General features: G+C 46.9%; 11 protein-coding genes. 4 read left to right on the plus strand and 7 right to left on the minus strand.

Annotation, left to right across the window (positions count from 1 at the left end):
• Nucleotides 1–350: 350 nt before the first annotated feature.
• From M3629_RS15660 to M3629_RS15670, 3 genes are all read right to left on the minus strand, one after another.
• On the minus strand, nucleotides 351–605 hold the full coding sequence (locus tag M3629_RS15660; RefSeq protein ID WP_285888877.1) for a hypothetical protein: 255 nt from the start codon (nucleotides 603–605) through the stop codon (nucleotides 351–353).
• Nucleotides 606–781: 176 nt separating this feature from the next.
• Nucleotides 782–2,182, minus strand: a complete 1,401-nt coding sequence (locus M3629_RS15665; protein WP_251508147.1) for a sensor histidine kinase — start codon at nucleotides 2,180–2,182, stop codon at nucleotides 782–784.
• Nucleotides 2,182–2,859, minus strand: coding sequence for a response regulator transcription factor (locus M3629_RS15670; protein ID WP_154889987.1), 678 nt, complete (start codon nucleotides 2,857–2,859; stop codon nucleotides 2,182–2,184). The genes M3629_RS15665 and M3629_RS15670 overlap by 1 nt, the downstream gene beginning before the upstream one ends.
• A gap of 249 nt (nucleotides 2,860–3,108) precedes the next feature.
• On the opposite strand from M3629_RS15670, the gene M3629_RS15675 reads away from it, so the two are divergent.
• The 3 genes from M3629_RS15675 to M3629_RS15685 all read left to right on the plus strand — a co-directional run bounded on the left by M3629_RS15675 (nucleotide 3,109) and on the right by M3629_RS15685 (nucleotide 7,140).
• Nucleotides 3,109–3,942, plus strand: a complete 834-nt coding sequence (locus M3629_RS15675) for a polyphosphate polymerase domain-containing protein (protein WP_251508149.1) — start codon at nucleotides 3,109–3,111, stop codon at nucleotides 3,940–3,942.
• A complete protein-coding gene (locus tag M3629_RS15680) occupies nucleotides 3,935–4,615 on the plus strand; it encodes a DUF4956 domain-containing protein (protein WP_251508150.1) in 681 nt (226 codons plus the stop codon). Before M3629_RS15675 ends, M3629_RS15680 begins: the two co-directional genes overlap by 8 nt.
• 68 nt (nucleotides 4,616–4,683) lie before the next feature.
• A complete protein-coding gene (locus tag M3629_RS15685) occupies nucleotides 4,684–7,140 on the plus strand; it encodes a carbohydrate-binding domain-containing protein (RefSeq protein ID WP_251508153.1) in 2,457 nt (818 codons plus the stop codon).
• Between the two features lie 464 nt (nucleotides 7,141–7,604).
• On the opposite strand, the gene M3629_RS15690 is transcribed toward M3629_RS15685, so the two are convergent.
• Both M3629_RS15690 and M3629_RS15695 read right to left on the minus strand, forming a co-directional pair.
• Nucleotides 7,605–8,183 carry a class I SAM-dependent methyltransferase gene (locus M3629_RS15690; protein WP_251508155.1) on the minus strand — a complete coding sequence of 193 codons (579 nt, stop codon included), beginning with the start codon at nucleotides 8,181–8,183 and terminating at the stop codon, nucleotides 7,605–7,607.
• Between the two features lie 130 nt (nucleotides 8,184–8,313).
• Nucleotides 8,314–8,994, minus strand: a complete 681-nt coding sequence (locus tag M3629_RS15695; protein ID WP_251508157.1) for an FHA domain-containing protein — start codon at nucleotides 8,992–8,994, stop codon at nucleotides 8,314–8,316.
• A 429-nt stretch (nucleotides 8,995–9,423) separates the two neighbouring features.
• On the opposite strand from M3629_RS15695, the gene M3629_RS15700 reads away from it, so the two are divergent.
• On the plus strand, nucleotides 9,424–9,579 hold the full coding sequence (locus tag M3629_RS15700) for a hypothetical protein (protein WP_186331894.1): 156 nt from the start codon (nucleotides 9,424–9,426) through the stop codon (nucleotides 9,577–9,579).
• Nucleotides 9,580–9,845: 266 nt separating this feature from the next.
• On the opposite strand, the gene M3629_RS15705 is transcribed toward M3629_RS15700, so the two are convergent.
• Together M3629_RS15705 and M3629_RS15710 are read right to left on the minus strand one after the other, a co-directional pair.
• The gene (locus M3629_RS15705) at nucleotides 9,846–10,220 is read right to left on the minus strand and encodes a 1,4-dihydroxy-6-naphthoate synthase (protein WP_251508159.1); all 375 of its coding nucleotides are present in this window, start codon (nucleotides 10,218–10,220) and stop codon (nucleotides 9,846–9,848) included.
• 15 nt (nucleotides 10,221–10,235) lie between these two features.
• Nucleotides 10,236–18,713 (minus strand): S8 family serine peptidase, encoded by an 8,478-nt coding sequence (locus M3629_RS15710; RefSeq protein ID WP_251508160.1) that lies wholly within the window; start codon nucleotides 18,711–18,713, stop codon nucleotides 10,236–10,238.
• Nucleotides 18,714–18,732: the final 19 nt, after the last annotated feature.

Raw genomic sequence — 18,732 nt, forward strand, 5'->3', positions numbered from 1 at the left:
TGAGTTCTATTACAACCGCAAGCGAATGCATGGTGCGCTAGGTTATCTTTCCCCTGCTCGTTTTGCGAAGAAGTTTACGGACAAATCCGTCGCGTAAGTGTCTACTTTCTTGACATAGGTCCACCAGGAATCTTATTTTAGTAAAAACACTCTATTTTCATCAAAAATGACCCTCTACTCCGAAAATAACGTCTCTCCTGATCGTTAGATTTAAAAAGATCCGAAAAACACCGAAATAGCGTCGCTGGTGATCGTTAGAACTTTGGAGCACGGTTAAAGACCTATTATTTCTAGTTTACTCCATCGTTCGTCCTTAACCCAAAACGTTCGTTCCCTAACCCAAAACTTATCTAATTCACGTATCCCGCGTGACCTTTGTCCATCAAATAATCCATTTCCGCATCCAAAATACTTTCGACAGTCAGCTCGTCAAGCTTCACATCTTTGCGGCTTAGAATGTAGTCAGACAGATCGTCGCCGTCAATATCGACGTCTTTACCTTTCGCATTCTCATGTGCCTTGTTGATGTAAGCTTGCTCATGCTTCAATACAAGTTCGATATTTGCTTTACTGGCCTTTGTTTTGTCCGCGATATATTGCATCATTTCCTGCTCATTAATTGCGTTGTTGTCTGCCACGTATGTTCATCTCCTTGGTTATCCTTCTTGCTGTCATTGTAGCATAGGTTATCCCATTACGGGCAGAACTTATGCCCGGCCTTTTGTGGCGGCCTTTATGACAATGTGCTCATTTTCGCCAGTTGCCACCTTAGCATCCGCACCTACGATAACCGCACATAAAATGTAGCCCCCTCGCCCACTACACTTTTGGCGTAAATCTCTCCCCTATGTTGCTCCACAATAGACTTTGCAATGGCCAGACCCAGACCATGTCCTCCGTGTTTGCGTGCTCGGGATGCATCCGTGCGATAGAAACGGTCAAAAATCCGATCCAGATGCTCTGGCGCAATCCCCTCCCCCGTATTGGATATGGTCAGCATGACATCATGGTTCTGTTTCTGGAGTGTAATGTTCACGGCTCCTTTGGGTCCGGAATATTTCACGGCGTTATCGAGCAAGATCAGAATAACCTGTTTGATCTGCTCCGGGTTTCCGTGAACCATCTGATCAGGATCGATGCTGTAATCCAGGGTAATATCTTTTTCAAAAATCACAGCTTCCATCGGTAAAATAATACTTTCCACCGCTTCACTCATATTAAACCTGGTATGGATGAGGGTGGAACGTGAGTCCTCCATCTGAGTCAGATACAACAGATCATTCGTTAGTCCAGACATTCGCTCGGTCTCCGATTTGATATAGTGAAGCCATTTGGCCTGGCTTTCAATGGTCTCCTCCTGATTCGCCAGCAAGACATCCGTGTTCGTATTGATGATTGCCAGAGGTGTTTTCAATTCATGGGAGGCGTCGGCGATAAACTGCTTCTGTTTCTCAAACGCTTCACGCACAGGCGCAATGGAGCGGTTGGCAAAATAACGGCTCAGGAAGTAGATGACGATCAACATAATCAGTCCAACCACGGTAAAAGTGTAGATCAGATTGGTCAGGATACCCTGTTGCGCAGTCACATCCATGAATACGATCATGTGCCCGTCCCCGCTTGGATCAACCACATAGGCCCAGTCCGTGCCGTCCAGTGCAAATTGTCCAGTCCACCGACTACTGTCACCTTGACCGGTTTTCTCCTGATCTACTTTTTGCAGAGCCTGTGTGTAAAACGAGTCCTCCATATCAAACCGCGAATGGGTATCGGTAATCTTCCACTGCTTATCGGTCTGAATCATAAAAGAAACCGACCGGGCAGGAGGTGCGCCGAAATCTCCACCCGGTCCTCGATACCCACCGAAGTTCCCACCGCTCATGCCATTACTGTTATTGCCCCCACCCCTACTCGGAGAAGAGGGTACAGTTGCCGATCCGGAATTCGTTCCCGTTCCTGTCCCTACTCCTGCTCCCCCGTTTTGCCCTTCACCTCGTGACTGCTGAGCACCCAAACCAAACGGGCTATGGTAGAAATCAGATACCTTATACAGCTCCATATTCGTCTCGCGTTGCACATTCTGGTACGTAATGGTGTAGATCGTTACAAAAGCCACCAGCATCATAATCGAGATCGACACCAGATTGACAATCAGGAACCGATTACGGAGTTTCTTGAACATTAGCTCATCACCTCAAGTACATACCCCACGCCCCGAATCGTATTAATGCGGACAGCCGAATTCAGGAAGGTTAGTTTTTTGCGTAAAAAAGAGATGTAAACCTCCACGTTGTTATATTCCACATCCGAGTCGAATCCCCATAACTTCTCAATGATCTGCTCTTTGGAGGTGATCGCCTGTTTGCGGGTAATCAGCAGCTCCAGCAGCTCGTTCTCCTTTAGATTTAATTTGATCTCTTTACCCTGTGCACTCAGCTTCAACTGAGTGGTATTCAGTTCGATATCACCAAACTTCACCCCATCCTCGGGGATCACTTCTCCTTTACGTCTTAAGGCCGCCCGAATCCGGGCAAGCAATTCTTCCGTGGCAAAAGGCTTCGCAATATAGTCATCGGCACCGTAATCGAGGCCAGATACTTTGTCCGATAGTTCTCCTTTGGCTGTGAGTAAAATAACCGGAGTATGGTTTCCTTCACTGCGGAGCGTTTTAAGCACCGTTATGCCGTCCATCTCCGGCATCATAATGTCCAGCAGTAACAGGTCGTAGATGCCGCTCTGTGCATAATCCAGTCCTGACCTGCCGTCGTGGACCATGTCCACGGAGTAATTATTTTTTTTCAAAATCTGAGATACGGCCTCTGCCAAATGAACCTCATCTTCCGCAATTAAAATTCTCATCCTCTATTCATCCTCTGCTCACGATGGTTTGTATGTTCTTATTCTATCAATTAAACCTTGAATCAACCTTAATAATTGGAACACCGACACGGTATAGATGAAGCAAAAGAAATGTTAACGCAATGTAAAACGATTTAAGATTCATTCAAGGTTGCTTCGCTAAGATACAGACATGACAGCAACACACCACACATCCAACATAATCAAAACATACACCAACTTATCCATACCCGAAAGGACTGAACCGTCGTGGCGATTGAAGTATTCAACCGATATGAGAGCAAGTACCTGCTGACCGATGAGCAATACCAGCATTTCTACAACGATCTGCTCCACTACATGGAACTGGACGCCTACAACAAAAAACATGAGTTTTACTCCATCAGTAATCTGTACTTCGATACACCGCAGGATTCACTGATTCGAGCGAGTTTGTCCAAACCGAAATACAAGGAAAAGCTGCGTTTGCGAGCTTATGGTGTACCTGAAGAGAATGCGAAAGTATATCTGGAGATCAAAAAGAAAGTGTTCGGCCTCGTCAACAAACGCAGAACAGCGCTGAAGCTGGATGAAGCTTACGATTTTGTCCGCTCGGGACAAGCGCCAGAGCTGGCCGACTACATGAACCCGCAGGTGCTGGAAGAGATCAAATATTTCCTCCGGCTCTACGATCTTGAACCTAAAGTGTATCTGGCCTACGAACGCAAGGCGTTGTTTGACAAGAACAGCCGCGACCTTCGCATTACGTTTGACACCAACATCCGCAGCCGTAGATATGATCTGAAGCTGGAACAAGGAGATTACGGCGAACCGCTCGTGAAAGACGGGCGCTGGCTGATGGAAGTCAAAGCCGAGAAAACCGTTCCGATGTGGCTATCCCAACTACTGTCGGAGCACGGCTTGTACCGGACCGGATTTTCCAAATACGGCAATGAATACAGACATCTGGTGAGAACCACCAATCTGAATTATCAGAACGAACGAGAGCTTATCCCGGGTACTGATTTCAATCCTAACGATGCGGCCCCGGCTACTCCACAAGAAGAATTAATTAGAGAAAGAGAGCGTGTACTCTATGCTTGATGCCCTTTTCAGTTCCGCCCTAGAAGATTCAACCTTGAGTTTCAGCAGTGCTGTTATCACGATTGGACTTGCCATTATTCTGGGACTTATCATCAGCCTTACCTATATGAAAACCAATCAGGCCACCTATTCACAGAGTTTTACGCTGACTATGGTTGTGCTTCCCGTGATCGTTGCCATTATCATTCTGCTGATCGGTAGCAATATCGCCCGGGCCTTCAGCTTGGCGGGAGCCTTCTCCATCATTCGTTTCCGCAGCGCTCCTGGTGATCCGAAAGACATTGCTTACGTTTTGTTCACGATGGCATCCGGTCTGGCTTGTGGTGTAGGGGCTTTTGGTTACGCTGTTCTGTTCACCGTTATCCTGTGTGTGCTGATGTTTGTACTGAACCGATTTAACTTTGGCGGGAAAAAGAGTCAACAGAAGACGCTCAAGGTTACCATTCCCGAGAATTTGAGTTATGAAGAGGCTCTGAACGAAGTATTCCATACTTTTAATATCCCATTTGATCTGAAAAAAATCAGAACGACCGAACTCGGTAGCCTGTACGAACTGGTCTATAACGTCACGATTCACGAAAGCGTGAATCAGAAGCAATTTCTCGATGCCATCCGTACCCGGAACGGCAATCTGGATATCTCGTTAACGATGAGTCCAACGACAGAATATTAAAATTTGGAAGAATAGTTCGCTCGCTTGTTCGATTACCCACCATTATGATTTGGAGAGGAACGATATATATGAAGAAAAATACTCAGAAACGTAAAAACATCATTACAGGCAGCAAACTGTGGTCCATCGCCATGATTACCAGCTTGCTCGCGGCATGCAGTACTCCGGCAACGACAAGCAACACAGCCAATGCAGCCGTCTCCACAACAGGAACAACCAAAATCGTATCCGTCAGCGAGTCTACGTCCGTGAAGTATGCCGATCTGGTCTCCCTGGATGCCGATGATACGAATGTCAGCTGGACTGAAGCGGATTCAACCATGATCAAGCTGAACAGTACGTCAGCAACAATTACAGGTTCGGGTGCAAAGGCAGCGAGCGGTTCAGTTACCATCTCGGAAGCAGGCACTTATGTGCTGAGCGGTGAGCTAACCGACGGCCAGATCGTGGTCAATGTTGCCGATAAAGGTGTGGTACATCTCGTGTTGAACGGCGCAACCATTCATGATAATGACAGTGCAGGAATCTACATTCAAAAGGCAGGCAAAGCGGTGATTACGCTTGAAAAAGGAACCAAAAACGCCGTTTCCGATGGTAAAACATACGTATATGCAGACAGCAGCACCGATGAGCCGGATGCGGCCATCTTTAGCAAAGCCGATCTTACGTTTAACGGTGCAGGTCAGTTGACCGTCACAGGCAACTATAATGAAGGGATTACAAGCAAAGATGATCTGAAAATCATCAGCGGCTCCATTAACGTCAAGGCAGCCGACGACGGCATCAAAGGCAAAGACATGGTTGCCATTCAGGCGGGTACCATTACTGTTGATGCAACAGGTGACGGCATTAAATCGACCAATGACACCGATACCAGCAAAGGGTTTGTCGCGATTGCAGACGGTACCTTTAACATTCAGAGCGGCAGCGACGGCATTCAGGCGGAAACCGCACTTGTCACCGATGGCGGTACGTATAACATCGTGACGGCTGGCGGCAGTGCGAATGCACCTGCCAAGGTCGAAGAAGGCCCCGGCGGAGGCATGGGCTTTGGCGGAGGGCGAGGCGGGTTTGGTGGTGATGGTGCTATGAATGGTGGCACGCCTCCAACCGATATGGGCACACCACCGGATGGTGAACCACCTGCCGATATGCCGGCGATGCCGGGTAGCAGCAGTTCAAACACAGGCACACAGACAGGCAATAACACCACAGCGAATGTCGGAACCAAAGCTACAACCAGCAGTAGCGGGACATCAGCCACTTCAACCAATTCTGCTGCACCTACTTCTTCCAGCGCTGCTGCAGCAAAAGCCGATTCCAATGCTGATGCAGACAACGCTACGACTACAACAGAGGAGGAATCAACAAGTGCTAAAGCACTTAAAGCTGGCGCAGACCTCACCGTGAATGGTGGAACATACACAATTGATTCAATGGATGATTCCCTTCACAGCAACAGCAATGTCACTGTAAATGACGGGACCTTCACCATTCAATCCGGAGATGACGGCATTCATGCGGACCAGGCACTGACGATTAACGGTGGAACGGTCAAAATCACCAAAAGTTATGAAGGACTTGAAGGTGCAATCATCACCTTGAATGACGGGGATGTTGATGTAACGGCTTCAGATGATGGTGTAAATGCAGCTGGTGACCTGGCAACGAGTGACCAAGCAGCTGGCACAACGGATAAAGCCGCAAGTGACGGTATTTCTGCTACAGATGCAAGCAAAGCAACCACGGGAACAACAGCTGCCACTTCGACAACCGGTACAAATGCCAAAGCAACAGATGCTAATCAGCAAAACCGCGGCCCTGGCGGCATGCCGGGCGAATCATCAGGCAATAACGAACTTCACATCAACGGTGGCTCCCTCACCGTAAATGCAGGCGGTGATGGGCTGGATGCCAATGGTTCCATTACAATGACGGGCGGAACGGTTATCGTGAATGGCCCAACGAATAACGGTAACGGGGCACTGGATTATGACGGCACATTTGTAATCAGTGGCGGATATCTGGTGGCTGCGGGAAGCTCTGGTATGGCGCAAGGCACTTCCGATGCGTCAACGCAAAATACAATTGTGATGACCTTCCCTGAGACACAAAAAGCTGGAACACTCGTTCATGTTCAGGACAGCAAAGGCAACAATATCCTGACGTTTGCACCAGCAAAAGACTACCAAAACGTAGTCGTTAGCTCACCGGATCTCGCAAAAGATGGATCATACGTCATTTTCTCTGGCGGAACATCGACAGGCAAAGCGGTGAACGGTCTCTACACTGGCGGTACCTATAGCGGTGGAACTCAAATCGTTGCTTTCCAATCCACAAGTAATGTGACCTGGGTAAACGAATCAGGCGTAACGACAGCACGCTCCGGCATGGGTGGTTTCGGTGGAGGTGGACAAGGCGGATTCGGCGGTGGGAGAAATCGTTCGCAATCCGGTACATCTACGGACACAACGGGTACGACAAGCACAACTGGAACTACAGGAACTACGGATTCGGCAAAGTAACTAAATTTAATAAGCTGATTGAATAGAGGGCAGTTGCCACTGCCTGACCCAAGTAAATTAAAAGTCATGCTCTGATTTCACAATCAAAGTGAAATTGGAGCATGACTTTGCTTGTTTTTCCCCAGAGGAAAATAAGTCATCTAACAGGAACCTGTCTGCCTAACGCAAATATCGATATATATTCTAAAGGTTTTCTAACGATCGCCACAGAGCTTATTTTGCAGTAAAACGTCCTTTTCGGATTCTAACGGTCACCACAGAGCTTATTTCCAGGAAACAGGCCAAAAAACGGCCAAAATATAGCTTTTCTACCGAAATAGCGTCACTGGGGATCGTTAAATTTTTAGAATGGTTAAATCCAGCCAAATAACGCCTCTGGTGATCGTTAGAAGTTAGCTGAGACGAAATCAAGGATAAGGAGGGAACCATTTTACAGCTATAGAAAATTCCAACCTTCCCTACTCTCAAAAAGCGTACACATACACCTTGGTTCGCAACGCATCGCGGCAGGTGATGGTACGTAGCGGCTCTTTGCCCGGCAGTGCAAAACAGACGCTAATGACCTTTGCACCCGTCGGCAGCTCGCGTTGGAACTTGTCCACGAGCCGAGTCATCGCACCCGGAAACAGATAACAGATCACACCATCGGCATGCGCATAGGAGCAGGTGTAAATGTTGCCACGAATGAACCGCAGACGTCCCTTGAACGAATGCTGTTGTCCTCCAGCGCGGCGGAGCCAGATACTCAGCCATATCAGCCATTGAGAAATCCACAGTGGGATGAGTGAGTTTTCAATGCCAGTCAACCTTTTGCCAGGACAATGCTTCACTACATCCATGCCAAGTGTTCCCCATCCCGAACCCACTTCCATAATATCTGCATAACCCGTTATACGATTGACCTCCTGTATCACTACCTGCCTGACCGGGCGGGATGTCGGCATGGGCGAGATTCCATTTTTCCAGCTTACGATTACGATCCATACAACGGCGACAAGCGTTAACACAGCGATGAGCCATGGAAATAATTGAATAATCATCATGAACTCATCATAACAAAGGGAAGCTTTGGAGGTCTATGACCGTGCACAAGCTTCCCTTTCCTATGTTTATATTCCTTTCAAAGGCATGATCATTATTACTTGGCAGTACTGTTTAGAGGATGGGATGCAATTATTCACCCGTTTCCCCGACATGAGATTTCATGTATACCCCTTTTTTGTACACCGATTTAATCGTAAAATGAATGCCCAGCTTGCGATTCGTGCGGTAAATCAACGAGTTAATCTCGTCGATGCCCACCGGATCACTCTCCAGCATTCCTCGTTCCGGCCACACCTGCGCAATAATTTGCTCCCTCGTAACAAAGTGGTCCAGCTCGCTGTACAGCAGCTTGAATAATTGGTATTCCTTCTTGGATAAAGGAATTTCATCCTCGTTTACCTGAACGGTCTGCAGATGATCCTGTAGACGCACACCCTCACCGAGCAAGTCCGATATACGATATTCTCTCGTCTCCCCGAGATCACCTTCCACCCGAAGGTGAATCAAACCGTTGACCAATGTCAGGCTGTCCCCTTCACCAAACGGATATTTCTCATATGGGACGAGGCGTTGCCCGTTCAATTCGGTTCCATTTTTGCTATCCAGATCCTCGATCCAGAGCTGTTCTTTCGTGTCATAATGAATGCGGCAATGCCGCTTCGATATCATCTGATTATAGATGGACAAGTCCAGTTCACTGACACCTGTGTAACGCCCCACCGTAATCGAGCGGCCCTGGCTCACATAGGCGAATGAACCATCGCTCTCCTGTCCCGGCGTACGAATGACGATTTTTGCCGTCTCTCGCATGTTATTCCCCACCTTTAATGTCACTCGATCTCTATCTTTTCAATGAATATAAGTTGAACTAGAAATATATACACAAACACTCCGATGACAGAACTACCTTCCTATCGCTGTTATCCCCAGATTTATTTGATTCCCTTTCTATAGGGAAAATCCGGTGATAAAGGCGACCGCTCCGCTTTTCCAGGTTTTTTCTGTCCTCTCCGTTAAAGTGTAAATGACTAGTTCAACTCATATAGTACTGATAAATTCATCAGATTTGTTCCATTGTTTGCGTGCCTGCCATTTCATATAGTGATATACAGGAACACCATAGACTTAAACAGGCTTAAACATTCTTTACTCATTCTATAACTATACCAGACGTTGTGCATTTTTTCTCATAACGCCCTGACGGACGCTTTAGCTTATTCAACAAGAGAGGTATTTCCCATGAAGAAAAAAACCATTTTGATATACGTACTGCTTGCCTTCGCTCTATCTATGACCGTAACCGTATTATCTCGCGTGAGCGGCGATGGCGGTGTATCACCAGAGGGGACATCGGCCTCCGAAATTTCGTGGCTTCGGATGAACAATCAACCTTAAATGTGGCAGCTACTCTATTATAAACGCGACTCCTGTGCAAAACGTTTCACGAATGTCATTTTAGCTGTGGCAGATGATAGTTCAAGCAGTAATATGTTAGTAGATTATTATGAATTTTTCAGTAAAAATCCCTTGAATAAAAAAGACCTTGAAAGGCAAAGCCGATCAAGGTCGAATTGAAATAAGGTCAGTGGATGTTCTTACTAATATGTTAACTTGTTATTATCTACTTGTATTAGCCGATTTTGGCTATACAAACGAAAGAACTAATCTTTAAAATTATAACCTCCTTTTCGCGGTAGCAAGTCTTCGAAATCGCAAGAAGCTATCGCTTCAAAATCATTATCCCATAACTTTGTCAGTAAATTAGATATTTCTAATATAAAACTATGATCATCTGCATCTTCTGTTGGTTCAATTTCAAGGTAGTACCTGTAATATAGAAAGCCACCATTCCCTTGATCTCTTTTTTCTTCGTCAAAATCACCGTTATTAAAAATAAATATTTCAGACTGCTCTGTCAAAATACTTGACCCACTAATGGTACTCATGAAAATGGTTGAGACCGTATTTAGTAACATCTCTTTATCAAGATCGCTATCCACAAAAATTTTGGTGAATAAATCAAACTCCTTTTCCAATGAAACCACCTCAGATCATTTGATTCGTATAAATGGAGGATTATCGAAAGGTCCACCTTTTTTAATAATTGAAATATCGACATCCATACCTAGCTCTTGTTGGAGTATTTCTCTAAACTTGCTCAGTTTTGCTTCTCCTGATTGAATTTTCCCTGTTTCAATAGCATGAAACATCGTTTTTTCCTTAGCAGACCCTGGATTAGGCGGTCTAACCTTACTAAAAGAACTTTGTATTAACTCATCAAATTGCTCTCCCGAAACTCTAATAGCTATATCGATATCTGAAGTAGGTTTTGCTGTTCCTTTAGCCCTGCTACCTTGAATAACTATATCATCACTTATATGTCCTACTTTTTCCCGGATCATCGATGATACTTTATCAAATTGTGCTTGCGTGAGTCCTTGCGGTACTTTGAGTCCTTGTCCTATCCCCTTACCATTTGCAGAACCAGCAGCCTTAGCTCCTGAGCTTCTTTGAACTGCGGTACGTTCGGCCTGGGTCAGTGAGGTGGAGTAGGCAGTTTTCTGGTTGCCAACCCTAGAACCTCCTCCTGGCATCATCACCACGCTGAAGAAAGCCATATCTAAGTTGGGATTTATCACCTCATCCCGATACATCCGTTCTGCTTCAGCCGCGGTCATATTTTTCTTACTGAAATTATACACGGCTTGCAAGCTATCTACATTGTTTCCGAGACCACCATGGTATGGTATTCCCGCACGCTTCAGAATATCTTTGGTCAGTTTCCCTTTGTTTTGATCAATCAGTTTGTTCAGCACCAGCGTCTTCTCAAGCGTAATCTCTTTGGCCCCTGCCGAAATAGCAAACTTGAATTGATTGGATGTTACGTTATACGAAAACCCTAAACTCGCTCCCGACTTTTTCGTTTCTTGACTGTTGTAGGAGATAACAGTCATATTGGTCATGCCGATCGTCGTAGTCGTTTTTGTCTGGTTCCCCGTTTCTTTTGCTGGCAAATACGGTCCTGAGTTACTCTTGGTAGTTATCCCGGCAATATTTGTGGCCTTGTTCCATTCACTTGCCGTTACATACCCTCTTTGCGATACCGCTTTATTAACAATGCTGTTTATCGTATTGATATTGAATTGAAGCGGTGTTACTACTGTTTCCTTCGACTTAGGATTATTACGGATAGCTTCGGCTGCTTTGCTAATAGCCGCCTTTTCATACTTATTTGTTGCATTGTAGTATGCAGAGGTCAACGCAATGATGCTACCTTTTGCCTGGACATTCAGCTTGCTGTCAGATTGCTTCCAATGTCCCGTCGGGTCTGAGTACATGATTGGATCGTTGTGTACATAGGTGTACAGGTTGAGCGAAAGTGGATCATTGTCCTGTCCTCTATACGTGTCCTCTGTCAGGAAGCGTGCAATCTTCGGATCATAATACCGTGCGTTAAGATAGTACAGTCCACTCTCTTCGTCATACTGGTATCCGCTATAACCAATCGGACTCTTAACCCCTCCAGTATTAGAGATGATATTACCAAATGGATCATAATCGTATGAAGCTTGAACTGTACCATTATTGTCGACCAGTGCGGTAACGTCTGCATGACCGTTGTACAGATAGGTGTAGCTTCCTGCTGTACCCACTGTCCGCATGATCAGATTCAATCCATATAAATTACGCGCTGTCTGTACTCCGTTTCCATCTGCTTCAAGTACCACTTTGTCATACTCGTAGAGGTATTGCATCACTCCCGTAGCTGTCGTTTTCTTCACGCGTAGCCCGTCACCGTTGTACTGGAATGTGGACAGTCCACCTCCAGAGGTTGTGGAGATCAGCTGATTCCAACCGTCGTACGTCATTTGTGCAGTGCCAGCCTGAATTTGCGCCGTTTTCGGATTATCCGCTGGCTGTCCATCGATGAACATGCCAAAGGACGGGGTCACTGGATTTTGTGGATCAACCTGCTTAATGATCTCCTTGGCAGAGTGAATCATATTGCCATTGTTATCATAAGAGTAACGTGTCGTTGCCTTTGTCCCCGAAACATCCACAACAGTCGTGGTGTTGAGACGATTTTGCTCGTTGTAGACGTAGGCAGTCAGTGTAACACTACCACCACTCGTCACCTTCTCACTGATACGGTTGCCGGAGGCATCGTATTCATAATCCGTTCGTTTGGAACTCGGCTCCGTTACACGACTCAAACGGTTCAAAGCGTCATAGACAAACGTAGTCATACCTTTGTCCACACCCTGAAGAAGCTCCGTCTTAGAGGTTTGGTTACCTGCTGCATCATAAGTATAGTTATACGTATCGAGCAGCTTCGCTCCCTGATAGTTGTTCAGTGTACGTAGCAGATTATTGCTGTAATAGCTGTAATCCACTTTGGTTCCATTTGGATAGGTCAGGCTCTTTCGATTACCATTTTCATCATAGGTATACGTCGTAGCCGCTCCGTTTTTCGACCCGATGACCTGATAAAGACGCCCTGTCTTATCATGGATTCGGCGGGTATAGTTTCCTTTCGGATCTGTCGTGTCTTCCGCAACAAAACCTGCTGTCAGCCCCGTTGTCTGATCCATCAGGAACGTAGAGCTTCCAAAGCCGGGAACCGACTTGGTCACAACCCTGTTCAACTCATCATACGTTCTGCTAGTCGTGCCGCTACCATCCGTCATCGTTAACGGATTGTTGTTGCTGTCATACGTATAGCGGATAACGTTGTCCTTAGCCGCAGTCTCCAGATCAGAGCCGGTGACTGTCTTGGACAACAGTCGATCATGAATATCATAAACATAGCGGGTTACATGACCGCTACGGTCCTGCTTGGCTGCCATCTGCCCACTTGGCGTATACGTGTAACTCTCTGTTTTACCTTCATTGTACTCATATTTGCCTGCTGTCCCGCTACGGCCACCAGGGTCCATTTTACGAATCAACAGATTGGCAACATTGTACTCGAAGGTGGTTGTCAGATCACGTGGATCCGTCTGACTCAGCTTATTGCCAGCCAAATCGTAAGTATACGAGGTCTTCTCGCCCAGTGCATTCGTGACTGAAATCAGACGCCCTAACATGTCATAGGTGTAGCGAGTCACTTGGTCATTGCCATCTGTCTTGCTGTCCATGTAGCCAAAGCTGTTATAAGACTGCAACACCATGTTCCCTTCCGGGTCTGTCGTACTCAGTAGCCGGTTGTTGCGATCGTAACCATATTCGGTCAGTCCCCAAAGCCCGTCGAAGGATCGAATCTGCTTATCGCTGGCATTGTACTCCACCTTCTCGGTAGATACTCCAGAAGCATCCACTGTCTCAACCAGGCGGTTCTTCGCATCATAGATGAACTGCGTCTTGTTTCCGAGCCAATCCGTCTCGCTTGTCTTGTTGCCATTCTTGTCGTAAATGAATGTTGTCTTTTGCAATCTGGCCTTTCCACCTGCGTCTGTCACTGTAATGATGGACTGGTTCAGGCGGTTCAGTTTATCATAGACCTTCTCGGTCGTTACACCATTGCCGTCCGTGACAAACCGCGGATTGCCATTGGCATCATAACTCGTCTTGGTTGTAATGGCATCACTACCATCTACAGCCTGCTCGGTATGACTCAGTACAAGTCCATCTTTATTATAGGTGTAGCTACCTACAGTACCCGTCGAATCAACACTTCTAATTAGATCGCCGCGTAAGTCGTATTGATTTATTACCTTGTTCTCGGCAATGGTATCATCGCCCGGAGAAACCGTTGATCTGGCTTTTCCAAAGGCATTGTACACGGTTCGAACCGTATTACCGTTTCCGTCCGTTACCGCAACAAGACGTCCAGCCAGGTCATAGGTATTCGTCTTAACCGTGACTTCCGGCTGAGTGTAGGATGGACTGACCGTTATGGCAATCTCACGACCGGCATCGTCATAGGTCGTTCCGTTGTACACCCCGTCAGCATCGATTTCCGCAATATTGCGACCGGCTCCATCGTAACTGTATTTTTTGGTGAACTTCAGATTTCGATCTTTAGACACCGCATCCAGTTCAGTAACAACCAGGTTCGCAGCGTTATACGTACGAATCAAACCGTATCCGGAAGCTGCCCTTCCTGTAATGTTTGTACCTGTTCCGGCTTTGTAGCCTTCTCCATCCAGTTCTTTAATTACATTACCGTTCTCATCGTAGACGTAAGCCCGGCTTACAGCCTCCGTCCACTGGCTTGTTCTTTTTTTATTCGACGGATCGAACTTTTGCTCGGTGAACTTCTCTGTGACTACCAAAACCCGATCCATTTTGTCATATGTGTACTCCGTGCGGCTCATCTGTGCCAGAGGCTTCGCAGGATCGTAAGCGTTTGGCGAAATAATGTAAATCTGCCGCCCAGCCAGGTCATAACCATTTAATGTTGTGTTACCTAACCCATCAATCGTTTTTACTAGACGATTACGCTCATCATACTCATACGTTGTCACTGTGCCTCGGGGGTCAGTTGTCGACAGCACATTTCCCGCCCAATCGTATGTTTTGGATGATTTCATTAGTACAGGCTTGCCCGTCTCGTCCACATTCTGTTCCTGTTCACTCAATTGACGATTCATCAAATCATAAGTATACACCGTCTGTTCCCCATCGGGTGTACGGAGGGACAACAGGTTGCCCTCGGCATCATACTCATAACTTGTCTCCAGAATGGTGCCCCTCACATCGTCGACTGGCTTGCCAACGAGATCCCTATTTTGAACATGCAGTTGTTTAGCCGTTACCTTGTTCAACTCGTTATATGCATATTCAGTGATGATTGCCTCGTCCTTACTAGTGTAGACATCCTCCCGAATCTGACGTCCATCGTCATCATATCGGTACAGCGTCTTGGCTCCCGAGCTGTCGGTTACGGACTTCACATTTCCATCCGCCTCATAGGTGTAGGAAGTCCACATGGTCCGATCGCCAAGCGGAATCCGATACAATCCGACCGCTTCCTTACTCGTAATTTCGGACAACTTCCGGCCATTGCGGTCGTACGTCAATCCCTGATACTTGAATTGATTACCTTCGAGAGGTAACCATGTACCCGTTAAACGGCTAAGCCCGTCATAGCGATAGTATACGGTGTTGCCTCTCGCATCCGTCTGGGAACTCACTGTTCCACTCAGGTTGTACTCCGTTGAACGTGTGTTGCCGTCTGGGAACTTGACTACCACTTCCCGGTTGGCATAATCATATGTCCAGTTTGTAACTGCACGCTCACTGTCATTCAGATACTCCGTCTCCGTCTTCTGCCATTGTCCTTTGGACAAAATTGTATAAGCGTATTCCTTTAACACCAACGGTGCAGAAGCAGGATCAGATTTGAAGGACTGTCTAATCAGGCGGTTCAAGATATCGTATTGGTACAAATTGATGCTCTGATTCGGTAGCGTCTCCGATACTTGGTTACCGTAAAAATCATAGGTATAGCGGGTTATGTTTCCAAGCGGATCGGTCTTTGTTTTCAGATTTCCGTTTGGCTCATATGTGTAGCGGTAGCCCACTGCATTGTTACGATAGTCAAAGCTTGGTGGTGAATCAGAAGTCCCGTCATCCGAAGTGCTGTACTGATTCGGAGAGACTTCCTGGATCTTGAAGCCTTGGGCATCGTACTTCGTAAAGGACGTCTGTCCCTGATCTTGGACCGTTTTCACCACTTGTCCATTCTTGTTGTACGTCACATCTGTGCGATAGCCTTCCGGCGTGATCGTCGCTGTCTGCCAGGAGATATTGTTATATTCCCATGAGGCAGTATTACCGTCCGGATCGGTCTTAGACTTGAGATTGCCCTGACCATCGTAGGTATAACTTGTGACGCCCCCTTCAGGGTCCTTCATCGTCTTCGGTTGGCCGTTAGCATAATACGTATAGGTTGTAATCGCAAAAGGCGCCGGGTCAGCTGTCACCGAATAGGCATCCGTTCCGTTAAGTGGCTCAACCTTTTTCAACAAGTTAGTCTTGGAGGTATCATAAATATAGTATGTTTTGTTCCCATTCTCGTCCGTCTCCGAGGTCAGGTTGTTCCTGTCATCGAACGTATTCGTGAATATACTGCCGTCGGGATTGGTCGTTACCGTCAGATTACCGCTAGCATCGCGAGCATATAGAGTCACATTCCCGTGTCGGTTAGTAATCTTTTTCTCTTCGCCGTATTTATTGTAATTGTTAGCATCGAGATAATATTCAACCGTCGCCGTTTTCCCTTCCGGGTCCTGGGATTTAATCACATAGAAGGCCGAGTCGTACCACTTCACCAACACTCGACCGGACGAATCCTTGATCGTCGTTCTACTGTTGCCCGTATCATAGGTAAAAGTCTGTGCATTACCATTGGTATCGGTATATTGAGTTGCCCGATCTAACGTTGCACTACCTGATGCATGGTTATAAACAACGGATTCCAGTACATTACCGGCGCCATCTTTCACTGAATTCAAGAAGCCGGAAGTATCGTACTCATATCGCGCTATCACATTTCCCATTGGATCGGTAACCGTCTGAAGACGGTTATTCGCATCATAACCGTATCCTACTTTTCTTCCAGCCGGGTCCGTAACCGATGTGATCAGGCTGCCCGTATACGTGATGCTGTATTTACGGCCCACAGAGTCGGTCAATCCATTCACTTTGCCACTTGTATCCACAGCAATCGTGATGGTGTTCTGATTCCGATCCTTCATCCAGATCAAGTATCCATTGCTATTGAAGCCGTAAGTATACTGATCTTTAGTCGTCAACACATGTGTGTTGTCTCCAAGCTTGACGAGTGTGCTCCTGGAGTCGTTCGCGGTATAGGTCCCGTCAGCATTCTTAACAAAAACCATCGACTTGCCATCTGGCATCTTGGCTATCTTGAGTTGGTTGTTCGCCGTATCGTCTTTCAGGCTCCCTTCGAATCCGAAGGTCCAGCCACGTCCCATCGTACTTGTGGAACGGGTATCCTTCGAGTTATAGGAACGAGTAATTCCTACACTGAATCCGGGAGATGCAACGCTCATATCCGTCACTTGTTTGCTATAGTTACCCGTGGCTACGTTAACCCCCTCTTCCCCATAATGGATTTCCTCCATCAGAGCAGGGGAGACGGTTACTGCTTGCGTTTCAATAACACTGTTGTTAGAAGGTACTTTCGTCCCTGGCTTAGGCGTAGTCACTGGGGAAGGTTCACTCTCGACTGTCCCCTCCAAAGCTCCTTGCGCATTAAGCAGACCACCGCTGCTGACCTTACCTTTAAGACCCTGTAGCGGCGTTACAGTGGATTGCATACGTGCAGCAAGTCCATTGGCATTGAGGTCGGGGAACCGACTTTGCAATAACGCAGCAACACCGGTTGCATACGGAGCGGCCATAGAAGTACCGCTCATGTATGCATAATCCCCACCTGGAGCTGTGCTGAGGATACCCTCACCTGGAGCAGCGAAGCCTACTTCAGAGCCATAATTAGAGAAGCTAGATAATGCCCCTTTATTGTCAACTGCAGCAACAGAGATGACATTGGGCAGGTCAAAGGCCGCAGGATATATCGGATTGGCCGACAGATCCTGACCTTTGTTGCCAGCACTGGCGAGGAAAAGCATGCCACTGTCAGCCATTGCTGAACGCAACGCTTCATTGTCATCGGCGCCACCAAAGCTCACATTCATGATTTTGACGCCCATTTGTTTGGCGTATTCGATGGCCTCTATAGCATCGCTTGTATAACCCGTGGTACCGCTGAAGATTTTTAGCGGCAAGATCTTCACGCGAGGAGCCACACCGATAATTCCGACGTTGTCCGCTTTAGCGGCAATGATGCCAGCGACATGCGTGCCGTGCTTGTCCTCTGTCGCACTGTCATAGACACTGTTGTCACCATGGCTGAAATCCCAGCCTTGAACATCGTCCACATACCCGTTCCCATCATCGTCAACGCCGTTACCGGCAATTTCTTTAGGATTAGTATAGATCTGTTCAGCCAAATCGGGATGTGACGTATCGATGCCGCTATCCAGCACACCCACTACTACAGATGGGTCACCTTGAGTTACACTCCAGGCACTAACTGCCTTGATGTCCACACCAGCTATCCCTTGGGAGAAGCCAACCGTCTGTCCGCTGTTCTTCAGTCCCCATTCGTCCTCAAACCGCTCATCAGTCGGAGTAGCAAGAATAGATAGCTTGTAATTGGGCTGCACGGATTCAACATTTGGATCACTCTGCAAGGTGGAGATTACGGCACTAAGTTTGTCGGTATCCCCAATCTCCAGAACCTCTGCGTTGTCATGGAGATGCTTCTTTCGTTTCAGCTTGCCTACCTTCCCCTTGGTCTTGGCTTGCTTATCAGTAATAACGTCAGTAGTCACTACATTTTTCTTATATTTTACAATCAGTTCGACCTTATCTCGGTCCCGAGCAGAAGATGCAGGTACATTGGATGATGCAGCGACGGCTACACCACTGCTGGACAACCCGTTTAGAATCAGCGCAACGCTCAGCCAGATCGCTAGCCATTTTGAATAATGCTTCATAAGTTCCTCCTAATAGTTC

The sequence above is a fragment of the Paenibacillus polysaccharolyticus genome, assembly GCF_023714295.1.
Taxonomy (GTDB): domain Bacteria; phylum Bacillota; class Bacilli; order Paenibacillales; family Paenibacillaceae; genus Paenibacillus; species Paenibacillus polysaccharolyticus_A.

Excerpts from the sequence above, each read along its gene's own strand:
- M3629_RS15660 (WP_285888877.1), bottom strand. The coding sequence starts at position 605 with ATGATGCAATATATCGCGGACAAAACAAAGGCCAGTAAAGCAAATATC.
- M3629_RS15665 (WP_251508147.1), bottom strand. The coding sequence starts at position 2,182 with ATGTTCAAGAAACTCCGTAATCGGTTCCTGATTGTCAATCTGGTGTCG.
- M3629_RS15670 (WP_154889987.1), bottom strand. The coding sequence starts at position 2,859 with ATGAGAATTTTAATTGCGGAAGATGAGGTTCATTTGGCAGAGGCCGTA.
- M3629_RS15680 (WP_251508150.1), top strand. The coding sequence starts at position 3,935 with ATGCTTGATGCCCTTTTCAGTTCCGCCCTAGAAGATTCAACCTTGAGT.
- M3629_RS15685 (WP_251508153.1), top strand. The coding sequence starts at position 4,684 with ATGAAGAAAAATACTCAGAAACGTAAAAACATCATTACAGGCAGCAAA.
- M3629_RS15690 (WP_251508155.1), bottom strand. The coding sequence starts at position 8,183 with ATGATGATTATTCAATTATTTCCATGGCTCATCGCTGTGTTAACGCTT.
- M3629_RS15695 (WP_251508157.1), bottom strand. The coding sequence starts at position 8,994 with ATGCGAGAGACGGCAAAAATCGTCATTCGTACGCCGGGACAGGAGAGC.
- M3629_RS15700 (WP_186331894.1), top strand. The coding sequence starts at position 9,424 with ATGAAGAAAAAAACCATTTTGATATACGTACTGCTTGCCTTCGCTCTA.
- M3629_RS15710 (WP_251508160.1), bottom strand. The coding sequence starts at position 18,713 with ATGAAGCATTATTCAAAATGGCTAGCGATCTGGCTGAGCGTTGCGCTG.